Consider the following 18,522-nt stretch of genomic DNA (forward strand, 5'->3'; position numbering starts at 1 on the left):
CGGCCTTCTCCGCACCGGGGAAGCGGGCGGGGGCCGCTTCCTAGAATCGGGCGATGAGCCTCACCGAGGAAATCGCGGCCGCCGCCGCCCGCCGGGTCGTCGACGACGGCCTGGAGTACGGCGCGGCCAAGCGCCGGGCGTTGAAGGACCTCGGCCGCCACAGCGTGCGCAGCGCCGAGCTGCCGAGCAACGAGCAGGTGGAGGACCAGGTGCGCGAGCACATCGCCCTCTTCCACGCCGACACCCAGCCGGCCGAGCTGCACGCCCTGCGCCAGCTGGCGCTGCGCTGGATGGAGCGGCTGGCGCCATTGCGGCCGCATGTGAGCGGCGCGGTGTGGCGCGGCACCGCCACCCGGCTGTCGGCGGTGCACCTGGACCTGTACTGCGACGACGCCAAGTCGGCCGAGATCGAGCTGCTCAACCAGGGCATCGACTACGACGTCATCAGCGCGCCGCGCGCGGCCGGCGGCGAGCCGGTGGAGGTGCTGGCGCTGGCCAGCCGCTGCGACGCGCTGGGCGAGACGGTGACGATCTTCCTGAGCGTGCAGGACCACGACGACCTGCGCGGCGCGCTCAAGCCCGATGCCCGCGGGCGCAGCTGGCGCGGCGACGCGGCTGCCCTGCGGCGACGGCTGGCGGAGGACACCCCATGAACCGCCGCCACTGGCTGTTGGGCGGGGTCGCGGCCGCGGCGGGGGCCGCCGGGGTGGGTGTCGCGTGGCGGCAGGGCCCAGGGGTCGACGCCGGGCCGCCGGTCGGCGATGCGCTGTGGTCGCTCACGCTCGCCGCCCCGGGCGGCGGCCAGGTGGCGCTGGACCGCTTTCGTGGCCGCCCGCTGCTCATCAACTTCTGGGCGACGTGGTGCGCGCCGTGCGTGAAGGAGCTGCCCGACCTCGACCGCTTCCAGCGCGCGCAGTCGGCGAAGGGTTGGCAGGTGCTGGGCATCGCGGTGGACCGCGAGGCGGCGGTGCTGGACTTCCTCAGGAAACTGCCGCTGGGCTTCCCGGTCGCGCTGGCCGGCCTGCCCGGCGCCGGGCTGATGCGCGACCTCGGCAACGTGCAGGGCGTGCTGCCCTACAGCGTGGTCATCGACGCGGCCGGGCGGGTGCGCCAGCGCCACGCCGGCGAGACGCAGCCGGCGCTGCTGGACCGGTGGGTGGCGACCCTCGGCGCCTGACGCGACACGTTTTCGGTTCTGGCGGCAACCGACGCTAAAAAGCGTAAAGTTCGCCCCTTTCGAGCGGCGGCCGTCCGGAGGGAATCGCGCCGCCAGGGGTCGACGTTCCAGTTGCCGCCGCTGCACCACCCGCGGCGGCACGGCTTCGCAGCCGCTGGAAACGTCGACGTTCAATTCAGAAGAGGGCATGGGACCACTGGCCGGCGGCGCTCGACCTTGACCGCCCGCCGCCCCCTGCCCGAGGAGAACCCCGCATGGACCTGCGCAAGCTGAAGACGCTGATCGACCTGGTGTCCGAGTCGAACATCTCGGAGCTCGAGATCACCGAGGCCGACGGCAAGGTGCGCATCGTCAAGGCCGACGCCCGCACCGCGGTGCTGCACGCCGCACCCGCCCTGCCGCCCGCGCCCCCCGGCGCCGCTCGGTGCCGCGGCCCCGGCGGCACCCGCCGCCGCGCCCGAAGCGCCCGCCGCCCCCACCGGCCACCTGGTGAAGTCGCCCATGGTGGGCACCTTCTACCGGTCGTCCAGCCCGGGCGGCAAGGCCTTCATCGAGATCGGCTCCCAGGTCAAGGAAGGCGAGCCGGTCTGCATCATCGAGGCGATGAAGATCATGAACGAGATCGAGGCCGACAAGAGCGGCACGATCACCCAGATCCTGGCCGAGAACGGCCAGGCGGTGGAGTTCGGCCAGCCGCTGTTCGTCATCGAGTAAGGCGGGCATGTTCAAGAAGATCCTGATCGCCAACCGGGGCGAGATCGCACTGCGCATCCAGCGCGCCTGCCGTGAGATGGGCGTGAGGTCGGTGGTGGTGTATTCCGAAGCCGACCGCGACGCCAAGTACGTCAAGCTGGCCGACGAGGCGGTGTGCATCGGCCCCGCGCCGTCGGCCCAGAGCTACCTCAACATGCCGGCCATCATCTCCACCGCGGAGGTGACGGACGCCGAGGCCATCCACCCCGGCTACGGCTTCCTCAGCGAGAACGCCGACTTCGCCGAGCGGGTGGAAAAGAGCGGCTTCACCTTCATCGGACCGACGCCGGAATCGATCCGCGTGATGGGCGACAAGGTGTCTGCCAAGCAGGCGATGATCAAGTCCGGCGTGCCCTGCGTGCCGGGCTCCGAAGGCGCGCTGCCCGACGACCCGAAGGAGATCGTCCGGCAGGCGCGTGCCATCGGCTACCCGGTGATCATCAAGGCGGCCGGCGGCGGCGGTGGCCGCGGCATGCGGGTGGTGCACACGGAGGCGGCGCTGGTCAACGCGGTGCAGATGACGCGCAGCGAGGCCGGCGCGGCTTTCGGCAATCCGTCGGTCTACATGGAGAAGTTCCTGGAGAACCCGCGGCACATCGAGATCCAGGTGCTGGCCGACACCCACCGCAACGCGGTGTGGCTCGGCGAACGCGACTGTTCGATGCAGCGCCGGCACCAGAAGATCATCGAGGAGGCGCCGGCGCCGGGCATCCCGCGCCGGGTGATCGAGCGCATCGGCGAACGCTGCGCCGCCGCCTGCAAGAAGATCGGCTACCGCGGCGCCGGCACGTTCGAGTTCCTCTACGAGAACGGCGAGTTCTACTTCATCGAGATGAACACCCGGGTGCAGGTGGAGCACCCGGTGACCGAACTCGTGACGGGCATCGACATCGTGCAGATGCAGATCCGCATCGCCGCCGGCGAGAAACTGCCCTTCACGCAGCGCAACATCCAGATGCGCGGCCACGCCATCGAGTGCCGCATCAACGCCGAGGACCCGTACAAGTTCACCCCCTCGCCCGGCCGCATCACCATGTGGCACCCGCCGGGCGGGCCGGGCGTGCGCGTCGACTCGCACGCCTACACCAACTACTACGTGCCGCCGAACTACGACTCGATGATCGGCAAGATCATCTGCCACGGCGACACCCGCGACCAGGCGCTGGCGCGCATGTGCACCGCCCTGCAGGAGACGGTGGTCGAGGGCATCTCGACCAACATCCCGCTGCACCGCGAGCTGATGGTGGACGCCAAGTTCGTCGAGGGCGGCACCAGCATCCACTACCTCGAAGGCTGGATGGCCCAGCACAAGCGCTGACCATGTTCGAGCTGGTGCTGCGCGCGCCGCAGGCGCTGGTCGAGCCGGTGTCCGAGGCGCTGATGGGCGAGTTGGAGGCGCTGTCGGTGTCGGTGGAGGACGCCGACGCGGACAGCGGTGCCGAGCGGGCGCTGTTCGGCGAACCCGGCCTGCCGCCACCGCAGTCCGGCTGGGACCGTTCGACGCTGAAGGCGCTGTTCGCCGAGGAGGCGCAGGCCACCGACGCCCTCACCCTGCTGCTGGCGCAGGACTGGACCGACGGCCTGCAGGTGCAGTCGCTGGACGTGGTGCCCGACGAGGACTGGGTGCGCATCACCCAGTCGCAGTTCGCGCCGGTGCACGTCGCCGACGACTTCTGGATCGTGCCCAGCTGGCACCAGCCGCCGGCCGGCGCCGCGAAGGTGATCCGGCTCGATCCGGGCCTGGCCTTCGGCACCGGCACCCACCCGACCACCCGCATGTGCCTGCGCTGGATCGCGCGCCAGGCCGACCACCGCAGCGCCGGCTGGGACCGGGTGCTGGACTACGGCTGCGGCTCCGGCATCCTGGCCATCGGCGCGGCGCTGCACGGCGCGCGCGGCATCGACGCGGTGGACATCGACCCTGCCGCGGTCACCGCCACCGAAGCCAACGCCGCCGCCAACGGCGTGCAGCTCCACGCGGGGCTGCCGGACCGCGCCCAGGGCCGCTACCCGCTGGTGCTGGCCAACATCCTGGCCACGCCGCTGACGCTGCTGGCGCCGCTGCTGTGCGGCCACGTCCGGCCCGGCGGCGACCTGGTGCTGGCGGGCATCCTGTCGCGGCAGGCCGCGCTGCTGCAGGACGCCTACGCGCCCTGGTGCCGGCTGCAGGTGGCCGACGAGGACGATGGCTGGATCCTTATGACCGGGAGCCTGCCGGCATGACCCCCTGGACCGAAGCGCTGCAGGCGGGCCGAGCGCCGTGCCGCTCTCGGGCCGGCCCGCCCTCCCCATGGGGGATCGGCCGGCGTGCCCGGCGGACGAGGGGCTGACATTGAGCCTGGCGACCCGCTGCGCCGCCTGCGGCACCGTGTTCCGGGTCGTCGAGGACCAGCTCAAGGTGTCGGACGGCTGGGTGCGCTGCGGCCGCTGCGGCGAGATCTTCAACGCCCGCGAAAGCGTGTTCGACCTGGAGCGCGATGTGCCGCCGCCCTGGAGCGGCTCACGGCCGGCGGGGCTCGGGCCACTGGTGACGGCGCCGGCAGCCGACACCGCCGCGGTGCCGCCTCCATCACAGGCGCCGGCCGGTTCGGCGGCGGCGGGGCTGGACGATGGCGCAGCGCCGATCGCGCCGCCGCCGCGCACGACGTCGACGTGGCCGGCCGTGCCGGCGGGCGGAACGGAAGGCGCGCCCACCGCGGCGCGACCGGCGCCCCCGGCCACGCCGCGAGACCCCGAACTGGCCCACCTGCTGCGCGACGGCCCGCTGCTGATGCGCCGCTCGGCCGACGAGGACGCGTCGGCCCCTGCCGTGACCGGGAACGAGGCGGACGGCGAGGACGACGACGGCAGCGGCTTCGCGCATGCGCGCTTCAACGTCGACCTGGTCGACGGCCTGCCGCCGCCGCCGTCGGCACCGGTGCCGCTGCAGGCCGCTGCGCCCCGGCCGCAGCCCGCGCCGGCCCCACGGCCCGCGCCCCCGGTGCTCGACGACGAGGCGCCCACCTTCGTGCGCCAGGCCGAAAGCGTCGAGCGCTGGCAGCGCCCGCAGGTGCGTGCCGGTCTGGTGGCGGCGTCGCTGCTGTTGGCGCTGCTGCTGCTCGGCCAGCTAGCCTGGCACGGCCGCGGCTGGCTGGCCGCCCATGCACCGGGCGCGGAGCCGCTGCTGCAGTCGCTGTGCGGCGTCGCCGGCTGCACGCTGCCGCCGGTGCGCCGGCTGGACGGCCTGGTCGTCGACACCAGCGCGCTGGTGCAGGCCGGCGCCCCGGACCGCTACCGCCTGACCCTCGTGCTGCGCAACCGGCTGGACCTGGCGGTGGCGCTGCCCTCCGTCGAGCTGGCGCTGACCGACAGCCAGGGCGACCTGGTGGCGCGAAAGGTGCTGACGCTGGCCGAGCTCGGGGCGACCGAGCCGCGCATCGCCGCCCGCAGCGACCTTTCGCTGCAGGCGGTGGTCGGCGTCGACGGCGCCAAGGTCGCCGGCTACACCGTCGAGATCTTCTACCCCTGACGAAAGAACCCCATGCCGGCCCTGATCTGCGGCTCACTCGCCTTCGACACCATCACAACCTTCCCCGGCCGCTTCGCGCAGCAGATCCTGCCCGAGCAGGTGCACATCCTGAACGTGTCCTTCCTCGTGCCGACGCTGCGCCGGGAGTTCGGCGGCTGCGCCGGCAACATCGCCTACAGCCTGCACCAGCTCGGCGGTCAGGCGGTGGTGCTGGCCGCCCTCGGCAACGACGGCGGCGACTACCTGACGCGGCTGCAGGCCTGGGGGGCGGACACCAGCTGCGTGCGGCGTGACGGCGGCACCTACACCGCCCAGGCCATCATCATCACCGACACCGACAACAACCAGATCACCGCCTTCCACCCGGGCGCGATGCAGAACGCGCACCTGACGGCGGTGCCGCCGCGGGCCGACCTGAAGATCGCCATCGTCGCCCCCGACGGACGCGACGCCATGCTGCTGCACGCCGAGCAGCTGCACGCCGCCGGCATCCCCTTCATCTTCGACCCCGGCCAGGGCCTGCCGATGTTCGACGGCGAGGAACTCAAGCGCTTCGTCGGCCGGGCCACCTGGGTCGCGCTGAACGACTACGAGGCGCGCATGCTGTGCGAGCGCACCGGCTGGAGCCTGCAGGCGCTGTCGCAGCAGCCCCACCTGCGCGGCGTGGTGGTGACGCTCGGCGCCGACGGCTGCGAGGTGTGGGAGCAGGGCCAGCGCACCGCGGTGGCCGGCGTCAAGGCCGAGGCGGTGGTCGACCCGACCGGCTGCGGCGACGCCTTCCGCGCCGCCCTGCTCTATGGCCTGGAGCGCGGCTGGCCGCTGCAGCGCTGCGTGGCGCTGGGCAACCGCATCGGCGCGATCAAGATCGCCAGCGCCGGCCCGCAGAACCACACGCTGGACCGCGCGGCGCTGGGCGTCGACTGACCGTCAGGGCCAGGGCCCGGAAAAGAAAAAAGCCCGGCACCTTGCGATGCCGGGCCGGGGGGCCGAAGGCGGCCGGCGCCGAGGCGCCGGACAGCCCCGCCCCGTCAGGGCTTGTTGCCCGTCGGGAAGGGCCAGGCCGCGGCCGGGCTCAGCGCCGTCTTGGCCGCCGGCGCAGGCGCCGGCGCGGCCGCGGCGGGCGCAGGGGCTGCAGCAGGGGCCGCAGGCGCAGTCGGGGTCGGGGCCTTCTTGGCCGCCGCCTTCTTCGCCGCCTTCTTCGCAGGCGCCTTCTTCGCAGCCGCCTTCTTCGCAGGCGCGGCCTTCTTCGCAGCGGCCTTCTTCGCAGGCGCCTTCTTCGCAGCGGCCTTCTTGGCCGGCGCCTTCTTGGCCGCGACCTTCTTCGCCGGGGCCTTCTTCGCCGCCGCCTTCTTGGCCGGCGCCTTCTTCGCAGCGACCTTCTTGGCCGGCGCCTTCTTGGCGGCGACCTTCTTGGCCGCGACCTTCTTCGCCGGCGCCTTCTTGGCCGCCACCTTCTTCGCGGGCGCCTTCTTGGCGGCCACCTTCTTCGCCGGGGCCTTCTTCGCCGCAGCCTTCTTCGCAGTTGCCATTTCAATCTCCTTGATCAAGTTGCAAAGAGCACCGCACCGCTCGAGTCGGCGCGGCGTTTCACCGCCCGGTTGTCGCCCGGCCGTCTTGGCAACGGCCGGTGCACCCCCGGTGTCGGTGAACGGGGTGGCGAGCCGCCGCGTGCCGCTTCTGGCGTCGGCACATCGGGGCTCGCGGATCTTGATCTCACCGATCGATGGGCTGCGGTGTCGCTCTGGCGGCGGCCATCCGGCAGTCGGGGACGTCGATCACGCCCCCGGTCTGGTTCCTTGCGGAATCAGTCCCAGCTCAATGCGCCACCGGACTGGTATTCGATGACGCGGGTTTCAAAGAAATTGCGCTCCTTCTTGAGGTCGATCATCTCGCTCATCCACGGGAACGGGTTCTCCTCGTTCGGGAAGAGCTCCTCGAGGCCGATCTGCGTCGCCCGCCGGTTGGCGATGTAGCGCAGGTAGCCCTTGAACATCGAGGCGTTGAGGCCCAGCACGCCGCGCGGCATGGTGTCCTCGGCGTAGCGGTACTCCAGCTCGACCGCCTTCAGGAACAGCGCCTTGATCTCGGTCTTGAACTCCGCCGTCCACAGGTGCGGGTTCTCCAGCTTGATCTGGTTGATGAGGTCGATGCCGAAGTTGCAGTGCATCGACTCGTCGCGCAGGATGTACTGGTACTGCTCGGCCGCGCCGGTCATCTTGTTCTGCCGGCCCAGCGCCAGGATCTGCGTGAAGCCGACGTAGAAGAACAGGCCTTCCATCAGGCAGGCGAAGACGATCAGGCTCTTCAGCAGCGTCTGGTCGTTCTCCGGCGTGCCGGTCTTGAAGTGCGGGTCCATGATCGCGTCGATGAACGGGATCAGGAACTCGTCCTTCTCGCGGATCGACGAGACCTCGTGGTAGGCGTTGAAGATCTCGCTCTCGTCCAGGCCCAGCGACTCCACGATGTACTGGTAGGCGTGGGTGTGGATGGCCTCCTCGAAGGCCTGGCGCAGCAGGAACTGCCGGCACTCCGGCGCCGTGATGTGGCGGTAGGTGCCGAGGGTGATGTTGTTGGCGGCCAGCGAGTCGGCGGTGACGAAGAAGCCGAGGTTGCGCTTGATGACGCGGCGCTCGTCCTCGGTCAGGCCGTTGGGGTCCTTCCAGAGCGCGATGTCGCGGCTCATGTTCACTTCCTGCGGCATCCAGTGGTTGGCGCAGGTGGCGAGGTACTTCTCCCAGGCCCACTTGTACTTGAAGGGCACCAGCTGGTTGACGTCGGTCTGGCCGTTGATGATGCGCTTGTCGGCCACGTTGACGCGGCGGCCGCTGGGCGCTTCGGCGGCGGCGACCGGCCGGGCCGGGGCGGCCGTCACCGGCACGCTGGACGACACCACCGGCGAGGCGGCGCGGACGGGTTCGGCGACGGGCGGGATCGGAAGCCTTGGCGATTGTTGGAGAGACACCGACTCGGCCCGGACCGCTTGGGGGGCGCTGTTGGACGGCTTGCGTGGAACGCCTTGATCGACGTCGTCTTCCCAGACCAGCATGTGGATGGACTTCCTGTGAATTGAATTATCTGAGTGTTGTGTGCGAACACCAAGCATTTGCGATGCCTTGACACCCCGCTTCGTTGCGAGCCTGCATCGAATGCACGGTCTTGCGCGCCGGCAAGACCGTGTGGCGCACGCGCAGCGTCACTGGCAGGCTTCGCAACCGGGGTCGTCGATGGCGCAGAACTTGATGTCGGAAGCCGGCTCCGCGGCCGCGGCCGCACGCACCTGCGCCGCCGCCGCGTCGAGCGCCGAGGCGCCGCGCGTGCCGCCGCCGGTGGCGCCGCTCACCGCGTTCAACGAGCCGGCCTTGACCGTGCTCATCTCGACGTGCGAGGCGCTCTTGGTGCGCAGGTAGTAGGTGGTCTTCAGGCCGCGCGTCCACGCCAGCTTGTAGGTGTCGTCCAGCTTCTTGCCGGAGGCGCCGGCGATGTAGATGTTCAGGCTCTGCGCCTGGTCGATCCACTTCTGGCGGCGCGAGGCGGCCTCGACCAGCCACTCGGCCTCGACCTCGAAGGCGGTGGCGTAGAGCTGCTTCAGCTCGCCGGGCACCCGGTCGATCGCCCACAGCGAGCCCTGGAAGTGCTTCAGGTCCATGACCATGATGTCGTCCCAGAGGCCCAGCTTCTTCAGGTCGCGCACCAGGTACTCGTTGATGACGGTGAACTCGCCGGACAGGTTGGACTTGACCGACAGGTTGCCGAACGACGGCTCGATCGACGCGTCGACGCCGATGATGTTGGAGATGGTGGCCGTCGGCGCGATGGCGATGCAGTTCGAGTTGCGCATGCCGTGCTGCGCGATGCGGCCGCGCAGCGCGTCCCAGTCCATCGACGTCGAGCGGTCCACGTCGACGTAGCCGCCGCGCTGCTCGGCCAGCAGGTCGAGCGAGTCGATCGGCAGGATGCCGCGGTCCCACAGGCTGCCGCGGTAGCTGGAGTAGCGGCCGCGCTCCTCGGCCAGCTCGGTCGACGCCCAGTAGGCGTGGTAGCACACGGCCTCCATCGAGCGGTCGGCGAATTCCACCGCCGCCGCGCTGGCGTAGGGCACCCGCAGCTGGTACAGGCAGTCCTGGAAGCCCATGATCCCCAGGCCGACCGGGCGGTGGCGCAGGTTGGAGTCGCGCGCCTTCTTCACCGCGTAGTAGTTGATGTCGATCACGTTGTCGAGCATCCGCATCGCGGTGGAGACGGTCTTCTTCAGCTTCGCCTGGTCGATCTGGCCGTCCTTCAGGTGCTGCGCCAGGTTCACCGAGCCGAGGTTGCACACCGCGATCTCGTTGTCGCTGGTGTTCAGGGTGATCTCGGTGCACAGGTTGCTGCTGTGCACCACGCCGACGTGCTGCTGCGGGCTGCGCACGTTGCAGGCGTCCTTGAAGGTGATCCAGGGGTGGCCGGTCTCGAACAGCATCGAGAGCATGCGGCGCCACAGGTCCTTGGCCGGGATCTTCTTGAACAGCTTGATCTCGCCGCGCTCGGCCTTGGCCTCGTAGGCGGTGTAGGCGGCCTCGAAGTCCTTGCCGAACTTGTCGTGCAGGTCCGGGCAGGTGCTGGGCGAGAACAGCGTCCACTCGCCGCCCTCCATCACCCGCTTCATGAACAGGTCGGGCACCCAGTTCGCGGTGTTCATGTCGTGCGTGCGCCGGCGGTCGTCGCCGGTGTTCTTGCGCAGTTCCAGGAACTCCTCGATGTCCAGGTGCCAGGTCTCCAGGTAGGCGCAGACCGCGCCCTTGCGCTTGCCGCCCTGGTTGACCGCCACCGCGGTGTCGTTGACCACCTTGAGGAACGGCACCACGCCCTGGCTCTTGCCGTTGGTGCCCTTGATGTAGGAGCCGAGCGCGCGCACCCGGGTCCAGTCGTTGCCCAGGCCGCCGGCAAATTTCGACAGCAGCGCGTTCTCCTTCAGCGCCTCGTAGATGCCGTCCAGGTCGTCGGCCACCGTCGTCAGGTAGCACGACGACAGCTGGCTGCGGCGGGTGCCGCTGTTGAAGAGGGTCGGCGTCGAGCTCATGAAGTCGAAGCTGGACAGCACGTCGTAGAACTCGATCGCACGCGCCTCGCGGTCGATCTCGCCCAGCGCCAGGCCCATCGCCACCCGCATGAAGAAGGCCTGCGGCAGCTCGATGCGCTGCTCGTCGATGTGCAGGAAGTAGCGGTCGTACAGCGTCTGCAGGCCAAGGTAGTCGAACTGCAGGTCGCGCTCGGGCTTCAGCGCCGCGCCCAGGCGGGCGAGGTCGAACTGCAGCAGCTTGTCGTCCAGCAGTTCGGCCTGCACACCCTTCTTGATGAACCCGGGGAAGTACTCGGCGTAACGATCGGCCATCTCGGCCTGCACCGCCTCCTCGCCCAGGATCTCCTTGCGGATGGTGTGCAGCAGCAGCCGCGCCGTGGCGCGGGTGTAGCCGGGGTCCTTCTCGATCAGCGTGCGCGCGGCCAGGATGGCGGCCTTGTAAACCTCGTCCAGCGGCACGCCGTCGTACAGGTTGCGACGGGTCTCCGCCAGGATGGGCTGCGGCTTGACCTCGTCGCCCAGGCCGGCGCAGGCCGACTCCACCAGCGCCTGCAGCCGGCGCTCGTCCAGCGGCACGCGCTGGCCGCCGTCGGTGACGAAGAGCTGCGGGGCCGCCGCGGCCGGCGCCTCGCCCTGCCGGGCGCGCTCCTGCGCACGGCGCTCCCGGTACAGCACGTAGGCACGGGCCACCTCGTGGTGGCCGCCGCGCATCAGGCCGAGCTCGACCTGGTCCTGCACGTCTTCAATGTGGAAGGTGCCGCCGCCCGGACGCGAGCGCAGCAGCGCGCGCACCACCGACTCGGTCAGCCCGTCGACGGTCTCGCGCACGCTGGCCGACGCCGCGCCCTGCGTGCCATGCACCGCGAGGAAGGCCTTCATCAGCGCGACGGCGATCTTGCTGGGCTCGAAGGAGACGACCGCGCCGTTGCGGCGAATGATCTGGTAGCCGTGGTAGGCGCTGCGGGCACCACGTGACGGGTCGGAGGCCGGCGTGGCGATGAGCGGGGCGGATTCGGTGCTGCGCGAGAGGTCGGCGGTCTGCATGCGGGGTCCTTCTTCTGACAATTCAGGCCATGCGGCGGCGGGAGCGGAGCGTCGACGTCGGTCAGACGACGGCGCACAGGGAGGGTGGGGTCGCGCGCATCGGGGCGCGCGAATGTGGACAACCATGTGTAGAAGCCGTGCACCGGGCGTGGATGGTTCGGGACATCGGGTGCACTAGCTATGGTGTCGAGCAGGGTGAATTTACCCCATATCTAGCGTTCGCGGGAGATCCGCAACGGAGGTGCGCGTGCCCGCAACTCCTCTTGACGGCGACCGTCCCCGGCCGCTAAGAGCGGTCTCGTTCAGGCGGCGAAGTCGAGGCCGCCTGCGACGCCCGAGGCACCGTGCGACGGCCCCAGCGACGCCCGCAACCGGGCCCAGTCGAAGCCCGGTCCGGGGTCGGCCTTGCGGCCCGGCGCGACGTGCTCGTGGCCGGCCACGGCGGCGATGGGGTACGCCTCGCACAGCGCGCGCGCAAGCGCGGCCAGCGCGTCGTACTGCGCGGGCTCGAAGCGCTCGCCCTCCAGCCCCTCCAGCTCCACGCCGACCGCGTAGTCGTTGCAGTTGTCGCGGCCGCGCCAGCTCGAGCGCCCCGCATGCCAGGCCCGGTGATCGCAGGAGACGAACTGCAGCGCTTCGCCGTCGCGCCGGATCACGAAGTGCGACGACACCTGCAGGCCCCGGATCTGCCCGAAGTAAGGGTGCGCGTCCCAGTCCAGCCGGTTGGTGAACAGCTGCTCGATCTGCGGCCCGCCGTAGACGCCCGGCGGCAGGCTGATCGAGTGCAGCAGCAGCAGGTCGACCGCGACGCCGGCCGGCCGCGGCCCGAAGTTCGGCGACGGCACCGCCCGCGCGCCGGACCACCAGCCGTCGGTCCAGCCCGTCGACGCGCCCAAGGTCAGGGCCCCTTGTCCAGCGGACCCAGTCCGAGGTGGTCGGCCACGTTGATGCCCAGCCGCGCCATGCGGTAGCGCATCTGCCGCAGTGACAGGCCGAGGCTGGCACCGGCGGCGGTGCGGTTGAAGCGGTGGCGCTCCAGCGCCCGCACGAGGATGTCGCGCTCCACGTCGTCGAGGTGGGCGACCAGGTCGGTGGGCAGCGGCGCCTCCCCGGCCGCCACACCCGGCGGTGCCGCAGCCGGCGCCGGCGCGGCGGGCGCCGCGTCCAGTTCCACCAGCTCGCTGTCGACGAACACGTCGTCGGGCAGGCCGAGGTCGGCGCGTTCGATCACCTCGCCGCTGGACAGCGCCACCGCGCGGTGCAGCAGGTTCTCCAGTTCGCGCACGTTGCCGGGAAAGCCGTAGCCGGCCAGGTGCGCCAGCGCCTCGCGCGAGAGCATCGGCCGCGGCGACACGCCGGCGTCGCGCGCGATGCGCTGCAGCACCGCATCGCACAGCGACGGCAGGTCCTCCAGCCGCTCGCGCAGCGGCGGCACCCGGATCTGGATGACGTTGAGCCGGTAGTACAGGTCCTGCCGGAAGCGGCCGGCCATCACCTCGGTCTGCAGGTCCTTGTGGGTGGCACTGACCAGCCGCACGTTGACCGGCTGCTCCGCCGTCGCGCCCACCGGCCGCACCGCGCGTTCCTGGATCACGCGCAGCAGCTTGCTCTGCATGGCCAGCGGCAGGTCGCCGATCTCGTCGAGGAACAACGTGCCGCCGTTCGCCGCCTGGAAGAAGCCCTCGCGGTCCTCCTGCGCGCCGGTGAAGGCGCCCTTGCGGTAGCCGAAGAACTCCGCCTCGAGCAGCGCCTCCGGGATGGCGCCGCAGTTGACCGCGATGAACGGCTGGCCGGCCCGCGACGACACCTCGTGGATGGCCCTTGCCACCAGTTCCTTGCCGGTGCCGGACTCGCCCTGCACCAGCACCGGCGCCATGCTGCGGGCCACCTTGTCCACCAGCGCCCGCACCTGCTGCATGGCCTGCGACTGGCCGACCATGCGCGCCAGGCTGACGGCCACCGGCGCCGCGGCTTCGGCGCTGTTCACCACCGCCGCCGGCGGCACCGGGCTGCGCCGCACGGCGGGCTCGCCCGCGGCGGCGGGGGCCGGCGCGCCGCCGGCCGACGGCAGGCTCGACGGCACCACGGTCGGCCCGCCCTGCGGCAGCCGGCCGAGCGCCGACGCCACCACCTGCCGGAACTGCCGCAGGTCCACCGGCTTGGTCAGGTAGTCGAAGGCGCCGCACTTGAGCGCCTCCACCGCGTTCTCCGACGAGCCGTAGGCGGTGATGACGATGGTCTTCTCGCGCCGGCCCCGCTCCTCCAGCGAGCGCAGGATGTCCAGCCCGCTGCCGTCGGGCAGCCGCATGTCGGTGATGACGGCGCTGTAGGTGCGGTCGCGCAACTGCAGCAGCGCGTCCTGCACGGAGCCGGCGGTTTCCACGTCGTAGCCCTCACGCAGCAGCGTGAGCTCGTACAGCGTGCGCAGGTCCGGCTCGTCGTCGATGACCAGCAGGCTGAAGTGCGAGGGAGGAGAGGTCGTCACGTGGAGGAGGTGGCCTCGGACCCTGCAGCATCGCCGCCGCGCATCAGCACGACGAACTCGTTGCGGCAGTCCTCGTCCGGGTCCCGCAGTCGGTAGTCGATCCGTGCGCCGTAACGCCCGCACAGCTCGCGGCAAATATACAGGCCGAGCCCGGTGCCGCGGCTGCGCGTCGAATAGAAGGGCTCGAAGAGGTAACGCTCCACCTCCGGTGCGATCGGCTCGCCGTCGCTGCGCACGGCCAGCCGCACCTGGCCGTCGTCGGCCCGGTCCAGCCGCAGGCGCACCGAGGCCGGCCGGCCGCTGGCATGGCGCAGGCCGTTGTCGAGCAGGTTGACCAGCACCCGGCGCAGGTGCTCGGGCTCGAAGCGCACCGGCAACGATTGCGACGGCCAGACGGCCTGCAGCGGGCTGCTGCCGTCGGCGGGCAGGCGGTGCGCACGCCGCCAGTCGTCGACCATCGCGGCCACCGCCTCCCGGGCGTCGAAGACCACCGGCGCCGGCGGCACGCCGGGCGCCACCTCCATCACGTCGTCGACGATGCGCTTCAGCCGCTGCGCGTTCTCGCCCACCATGCGCGTGAGCAGGCGCTGGCCGTCGCTCAGCTCGTCTTCCTCCAGCAGTGCGTTGGCCTGGGTGATGGCGGCCAGCGGGTTGCGGATCTCGTGCGCGATGCCGGCCGACATGCGGCCCATGGCGGCCAGCTTGGCGTCGCGCGTGCGCGCCTGCACCAGGCGCAGGTCCTCCAGGAACAGCACCGCGAGCAGTTCGCCCGCCTGGCCGTCGGCGGCCCGCGTGCCCGGCGGGGTGAAGCGCAGGCGGGCGACCACCGTGCGCTGGCTGCCGCCGGCGAAGCGCAGCGGCACTTCGCGGCCGTCGGTCGGCCAGGCCCGGTCGTCGAAGGCCTGCTGCACGGCGTCGCGCAGCGCTCGCCAGGCCTCGCTGTCGTCCAGCGTGAACGGCGCCGGCGGCCACATGCCCGCCTCGCCGAGCAGCAGCCGGGCCGCCGGGTTGGCGGTGCGCACCCGGCTGCGCCGGTCGACCACCATCACGCCCTCGTGCATCTGCTCGATCACCAGGCGGTTGAGCTGTGCCTGCTGGCGCGCCAGCGCCATGCTGCCGCGCGCGGTGCGCTCCTCGCGGGCGAGACGGCCGGCCAGTTCGCCGGCCAGCAGCGTCAGCACGAAGAAGCCGATGCCGGCCAGGCCCGCCTGCGCCATCAGGGTGGCCACCTCGCCGCCTTCCTGCACACCGCGCCAGGCCACGCCCAGCAGCATCAGGGCCACGGCCGAGGCGGTGCCCAGCGCCAGCAGGCGCGGGCTCAGCACCCCGGCCATCAGCAGCGGCAGCACCAGCAGCGGCGTGTAGTTCAGCGCGCCCTGGCGCGACAGCAGGTGCAGCAGCGAGAAGGCCAGCAGGTCGACGCCGATGGTGGCCAGCCACGGTCCGCTGCCGGGACGTGCCATCGCGGCCGGCCGCACCCGGCCGCCGAAGCGCGGCAGCAGCCACAGCGCCAGCGCCTGCGCCGCATAGGCCACGCACAGCAGCGCGGAGACCGCGCTCGGCGTCGGGCTCAGCAGCCAGGCCAGGCCCTGCGCCAGCACCAGCGCCAGGCCCAGCCCGGCGCGGGCGGCGACGAAGGCGCGGTAGATGCGGTCGAAGCCGCCGCTGCCGCTCACCAGCCGACGCGCCTGGCGCGACAGGAAGCGGGTGTCCGCCTCGGCGGCCTGCCAGTCGGGCGAGAGCCGACTGCGGTCGTCGTCCTCGTCGCCGGACGCCAGCCAGGCGGTGTCGGCCGGCGAGCCGAAGCCAGGGACCTCCCAGGCCCGTGCGTCCTCGGCCCGCCGGCGCTCGGCGCGGCGGCGCTCGGCGCGCCGCAGGCGGTCCTCAGCGGCCGGCATCGGCGGCGCGGTGGGCCTCGCTGCAGTAGAGGCGCTCGGTCTGCGCGCCGACACCGGCGTCGACGGCCGGTGGCGGCGGCAGCGCCTCGTTGCGCGGCAGGTGCAGCCCGCAGTAGGCGCAGCGCACCATCGGCTGCGGGCCGCTCGGTGCCGCCGCCCTGTCGGCCGGCTGGGACCGCGGGGGTGGCGTGCGCGGCCCGCGCGCCTTGACCGTCCACCACCACCACAGCAGGCCGATGACCAGGACCCAGATCAGGTACTTCATGCGGCCACCGTCCCCCGCTGCAGCAGCACCTCGAGCACGAAGCGCGAGCCGAGGTAGGCCAGGGCCAGCAGGCCGGCTCCGACGTAGAGCCAGCGCGTCGCGCGGCGGCCGCGCCAGCCCTGCCAGTGGCGGCCCACGATGAGGGCGGCGAACACCGCCCAGCCGAGCAGCGAGAACACCGTCTTGTGGTCCCAGCGCCAGTTGGCGCTGGCCCCGGCGCCGAGCAGCAGCGCCGCGGTGAGCACGACGAAGCCGGCCTCGACGAAGCGGAAGGTCAGCTTCTCCAGCCGCAGCAGCGGCAGCCCGAGCGGGCCGGCCGGCCCGCCCGCCGCCAGCGGCTGCAGCTGCCGGCCGCGCAGCTGGCCCTCGGCGCGGTCGAGCAGCCAGCCATGCAGCACCGCCGCGCCGAACAGCCCGTAGGAGGCGACGCCCAGCAGCCAGTGCAGCGGCAGCCAGGGGGAGGCCACCGGGTGCCGGTCGCCGGGAAAGGCCAGCGCCAGCAGCACCACCACGACCCCGAGCGCGGCCAGCACCCGGCGCACGCCGGGCAGCGGGAAGAAGCGGCTTTCCACCGCGTGCACGCCCAGCACCAGCCAGACCGTCACCGACAGCACCGGCGCGAAGCCGAAGCGCGGGCCCTGTCCCGGTTCGTCGAGTCCCGCGATGGCGCCCAGCCACACCAGCGCGTGCACCAGCCAGCCGACGACCAGCGTCAGCGCCGCCACGCGGTGTCCGCCGGGGGCGCCTTCCGGCGCCAGCGCCGCGGCGGCGTAGGCCACCGCGGCCGCCAGGGCCAGCGCCTGCCACAGAGGGCCGGCGGCGGGACCGATCGATAGAATCATCGAGTCGAGTTTAAGTGTTCCACCCCGGGGCGCGCCCGCACCTGCAGCCGCATGGCATCCACCCTCACCGACCGCCTTTCACGCCTCGTCAAGACGATGCGCGGCCAGGCCCGCATCACCGAAGACAACGTGCAGGACATGCTGCGCGAGGTGCGCATGGCGCTGCTGGAGGCCGACGTCGCGCTGCCGGTGGTGCGCGACTTCATCGCCCGCGTGAAGATGAAGGCGCTGGGCCAGGAGGTGGTGGGCTCGCTCAACCCGGGCCAGGTGCTGGTGGGCATCGTGCACAAGGAGCTGGCCGCGACCATCGGGGAAGGGGTCAGCGACCTCGACCTCGCCACCCAGCCGCCGGCCGTCATCCTCATGGCCGGCCTGCAGGGCGCGGGCAAGACCACCACCACCGCCAAGCTGGCCAAGCACCTGATCGAGCGCCGCCGCAAGAAGGTGCTCACCGTCTCGGCCGACGTCTACCGGCCGGCCGCCATCGAGCAGCTGAAGACGGTGACCCAGCAGGCGGGCGCGGAGTGGTTCCCGTCCGACGCCGGCCAGAAGCCGCGCGACATCGCGCTGGCGGCGCTCGATTACGCGCGGCGCCACTACATCGACGTGCTGCTCGTCGACACCGCCGGCCGGCTGGCCATCGACGAGGCGCTGATGGCCGAGATCCGCGACCTGCACGCGGCCCTGAAGCCGATCGAGACGCTGTTCGTCGTCGACGCCATGCAGGGCCAGGACGCGGTCAACACCGCCAAGGCCTTCAGGGAAGCGCTGCCGCTGACCGGCATCGTGCTGACCAAGCTCGACGGCGACTCGCGCGGCGGCGCCGCGCTGTCGGTGCGGCAGGTCACCGGCGCCCCGATCAAGTTCGCCGGCGTGAGCGAGAAGATCGACGGGCTGGAGGTGTTCGACGCCGAGCGCCATGCCGGTCGGGTGCTCGGCATGGGCGACATCGTCGCCCTTGTCGAGGAGGTGCAGAAGGGCGTCGACCTCCAGGCCGCGCAGAAGCTGGCCGACAAGGTCAAGTCCGGCGCCGGCTTCGACCTGGAGGACTTCCTTTCGCAGATCAGCCAGATGAAGAAGATGGGCGGGCTGTCCGGCCTGATGGACAAGCTGCCCAGCGAGATGCAGGCCAAGGCCGGCCAGGCCGACATGGACAAGGCCGAGCGCGACGTGCGCCGCATGGAGGGCATCATCCGCTCGATGACGCCGCTGGAGCGCCGCAAGCCGGAGCTGCTCAAGGCCAGCCGTAAGCGCCGCATCGCCGCCGGTGCCGGCGTGCAGGTGCAGGAGGTCAACCGCCTGCTCAACCAGTTCGAGCAGATGCAGACCATGATGAAGAAGATGAAGGGCGGCGGCCTGATGAAGATGATGAAGCGCATGGGCGGCATGAAGGGCCTGCCCGGCATGGGTCGCTGAACGCAGGCCCCATCGCCTCCGGTTGCGACCGGACACCTTGACGGGCGCGCGCCTTGCCGCAACGCCCCGGGGTTG

General features: G+C 71.6%; 15 protein-coding genes and 1 pseudogene. 8 read left to right on the forward strand and 8 right to left on the reverse strand.

What is annotated here, in order from left to right; translation table 11 throughout:
* Positions 1–53: 53 nt before the first annotated feature.
* The 7 genes and pseudogenes from LRS07_RS21505 to LRS07_RS21535 all read left to right on the forward strand — a co-directional run bounded on the left by LRS07_RS21505 (position 54) and on the right by LRS07_RS21535 (position 6,362).
* Positions 54–653 (forward strand): hypothetical protein, encoded by a 600-nt coding sequence (locus LRS07_RS21505; protein ID WP_260499947.1) that lies wholly within the window; start codon positions 54–56, stop codon positions 651–653.
* Positions 650–1,177: a TlpA family protein disulfide reductase gene (locus tag LRS07_RS21510; RefSeq protein WP_260499948.1), complete on the forward strand. Its 528-nt coding sequence runs from the start codon at positions 650–652 to the stop codon at positions 1,175–1,177. The genes LRS07_RS21505 and LRS07_RS21510 overlap by 4 nt, the downstream gene beginning before the upstream one ends.
* A 254-nt stretch (positions 1,178–1,431) precedes the next feature.
* Positions 1,432–1,891, forward strand: a pseudogene (gene accB / locus LRS07_RS21515) (acetyl-CoA carboxylase biotin carboxyl carrier protein).
* Positions 1,892–1,898: 7 nt separating this feature from the next.
* The gene (gene accC / locus LRS07_RS21520; RefSeq protein WP_260499949.1) at positions 1,899–3,248 is read left to right on the forward strand and encodes an acetyl-CoA carboxylase biotin carboxylase subunit; all 1,350 of its coding nucleotides are present in this window, start codon (positions 1,899–1,901) and stop codon (positions 3,246–3,248) included.
* Between the two features lie 2 nt (positions 3,249–3,250).
* On the forward strand, positions 3,251–4,153 hold the full coding sequence (gene prmA / locus LRS07_RS21525; protein ID WP_260499950.1) for a 50S ribosomal protein L11 methyltransferase: 903 nt from the start codon (positions 3,251–3,253) through the stop codon (positions 4,151–4,153).
* A gap of 109 nt (positions 4,154–4,262) precedes the next feature.
* The gene (locus LRS07_RS21530; protein ID WP_260499951.1) at positions 4,263–5,438 is read left to right on the forward strand and encodes a zinc-ribbon and DUF3426 domain-containing protein; all 1,176 of its coding nucleotides are present in this window, start codon (positions 4,263–4,265) and stop codon (positions 5,436–5,438) included.
* A gap of 12 nt (positions 5,439–5,450) precedes the next feature.
* Positions 5,451–6,362, forward strand: a complete 912-nt coding sequence (locus tag LRS07_RS21535) for a carbohydrate kinase family protein (RefSeq protein WP_260499952.1) — start codon at positions 5,451–5,453, stop codon at positions 6,360–6,362.
* A 104-nt stretch (positions 6,363–6,466) separates the two neighbouring features.
* Here LRS07_RS21535 and LRS07_RS21540 read toward each other — a convergent pair whose 3' ends face one another.
* From LRS07_RS21540 to LRS07_RS21575, 8 genes are all read right to left on the reverse strand, one after another.
* Complete coding sequence (locus tag LRS07_RS21540; RefSeq protein WP_260499953.1) at positions 6,467–6,967, reverse strand: histone H1-like DNA-binding protein; 501 nt, start codon at positions 6,965–6,967, stop codon at positions 6,467–6,469.
* 275 nt (positions 6,968–7,242) lie between these two features.
* The gene (locus LRS07_RS21545; RefSeq protein ID WP_260499954.1) at positions 7,243–8,484 is read right to left on the reverse strand and encodes a ribonucleotide-diphosphate reductase subunit beta; all 1,242 of its coding nucleotides are present in this window, start codon (positions 8,482–8,484) and stop codon (positions 7,243–7,245) included.
* A gap of 147 nt (positions 8,485–8,631) precedes the next feature.
* Positions 8,632–11,541: a ribonucleoside-diphosphate reductase subunit alpha gene (locus tag LRS07_RS21550; RefSeq protein ID WP_260499955.1), complete on the reverse strand. Its 2,910-nt coding sequence runs from the start codon at positions 11,539–11,541 to the stop codon at positions 8,632–8,634.
* Positions 11,542–11,843: 302 nt separating this feature from the next.
* Positions 11,844–12,437 carry a 1,6-anhydro-N-acetylmuramyl-L-alanine amidase AmpD gene (gene ampD / locus LRS07_RS21555; RefSeq protein WP_409450577.1) on the reverse strand — a complete coding sequence of 198 codons (594 nt, stop codon included), beginning with the start codon at positions 12,435–12,437 and terminating at the stop codon, positions 11,844–11,846.
* 2 nt (positions 12,438–12,439) lie between these two features.
* On the reverse strand, positions 12,440–14,026 hold the full coding sequence (locus tag LRS07_RS21560) for a sigma-54-dependent transcriptional regulator (protein ID WP_260499956.1): 1,587 nt from the start codon (positions 14,024–14,026) through the stop codon (positions 12,440–12,442).
* The gene (locus LRS07_RS21565; RefSeq protein ID WP_260499957.1) at positions 14,023–15,924 is read right to left on the reverse strand and encodes a two-component system sensor histidine kinase NtrB; all 1,902 of its coding nucleotides are present in this window, start codon (positions 15,922–15,924) and stop codon (positions 14,023–14,025) included. The genes LRS07_RS21560 and LRS07_RS21565 overlap by 4 nt, the downstream gene beginning before the upstream one ends.
* Positions 15,911–16,189, reverse strand: coding sequence for a PP0621 family protein (locus LRS07_RS21570; protein ID WP_260499958.1), 279 nt, complete (start codon positions 16,187–16,189; stop codon positions 15,911–15,913). The genes LRS07_RS21565 and LRS07_RS21570 overlap by 14 nt, the downstream gene beginning before the upstream one ends.
* The gene (locus tag LRS07_RS21575) at positions 16,186–17,031 is read right to left on the reverse strand and encodes a cytochrome C assembly family protein (protein ID WP_260499959.1); all 846 of its coding nucleotides are present in this window, start codon (positions 17,029–17,031) and stop codon (positions 16,186–16,188) included. Before LRS07_RS21575 ends, LRS07_RS21570 begins: the two co-directional genes overlap by 4 nt.
* A gap of 51 nt (positions 17,032–17,082) precedes the next feature.
* On the opposite strand from LRS07_RS21575, the gene ffh reads away from it, so the two are divergent.
* A complete protein-coding gene (ffh, locus tag LRS07_RS21580) occupies positions 17,083–18,447 on the forward strand; it encodes a signal recognition particle protein (protein WP_260499960.1) in 1,365 nt (454 codons plus the stop codon).
* Positions 18,448–18,522 lie beyond the last annotated feature (75 nt).

It is taken from the genome of Aquabacterium sp. J223, assembly GCF_024666615.1.
Taxonomy (GTDB): domain Bacteria; phylum Pseudomonadota; class Gammaproteobacteria; order Burkholderiales; family Burkholderiaceae_C; genus J223.

What these genes read in the sequence shown, in the direction of transcription:
- LRS07_RS21505 (WP_260499947.1), top strand. Translation starts at nt 54, where the DNA reads ATGAGCCTCACCGAGGAAATCGCGGCCGCCGCCGCCCGCCGGGTCGTC.
- LRS07_RS21510 (WP_260499948.1), top strand. Translation starts at nt 650, where the DNA reads ATGAACCGCCGCCACTGGCTGTTGGGCGGGGTCGCGGCCGCGGCGGGG.
- accC (WP_260499949.1), top strand. Translation starts at nt 1,899, where the DNA reads ATGTTCAAGAAGATCCTGATCGCCAACCGGGGCGAGATCGCACTGCGC.
- prmA (WP_260499950.1), top strand. Translation starts at nt 3,251, where the DNA reads ATGTTCGAGCTGGTGCTGCGCGCGCCGCAGGCGCTGGTCGAGCCGGTG.
- LRS07_RS21535 (WP_260499952.1), top strand. Translation starts at nt 5,451, where the DNA reads ATGCCGGCCCTGATCTGCGGCTCACTCGCCTTCGACACCATCACAACC.
- LRS07_RS21540 (WP_260499953.1), bottom strand. Translation starts at nt 6,967, where the DNA reads ATGGCAACTGCGAAGAAGGCTGCGGCGAAGAAGGCCCCGGCGAAGAAG.
- LRS07_RS21545 (WP_260499954.1), bottom strand. Translation starts at nt 8,484, where the DNA reads ATGCTGGTCTGGGAAGACGACGTCGATCAAGGCGTTCCACGCAAGCCG.
- LRS07_RS21550 (WP_260499955.1), bottom strand. Translation starts at nt 11,541, where the DNA reads ATGCAGACCGCCGACCTCTCGCGCAGCACCGAATCCGCCCCGCTCATC.
- LRS07_RS21565 (WP_260499957.1), bottom strand. Translation starts at nt 15,924, where the DNA reads ATGCCGGCCGCTGAGGACCGCCTGCGGCGCGCCGAGCGCCGCCGCGCC.
- LRS07_RS21570 (WP_260499958.1), bottom strand. Translation starts at nt 16,189, where the DNA reads ATGAAGTACCTGATCTGGGTCCTGGTCATCGGCCTGCTGTGGTGGTGG.
- LRS07_RS21575 (WP_260499959.1), bottom strand. Translation starts at nt 17,031, where the DNA reads ATGATTCTATCGATCGGTCCCGCCGCCGGCCCTCTGTGGCAGGCGCTG.
- ffh (WP_260499960.1), top strand. Translation starts at nt 17,083, where the DNA reads ATGGCATCCACCCTCACCGACCGCCTTTCACGCCTCGTCAAGACGATG.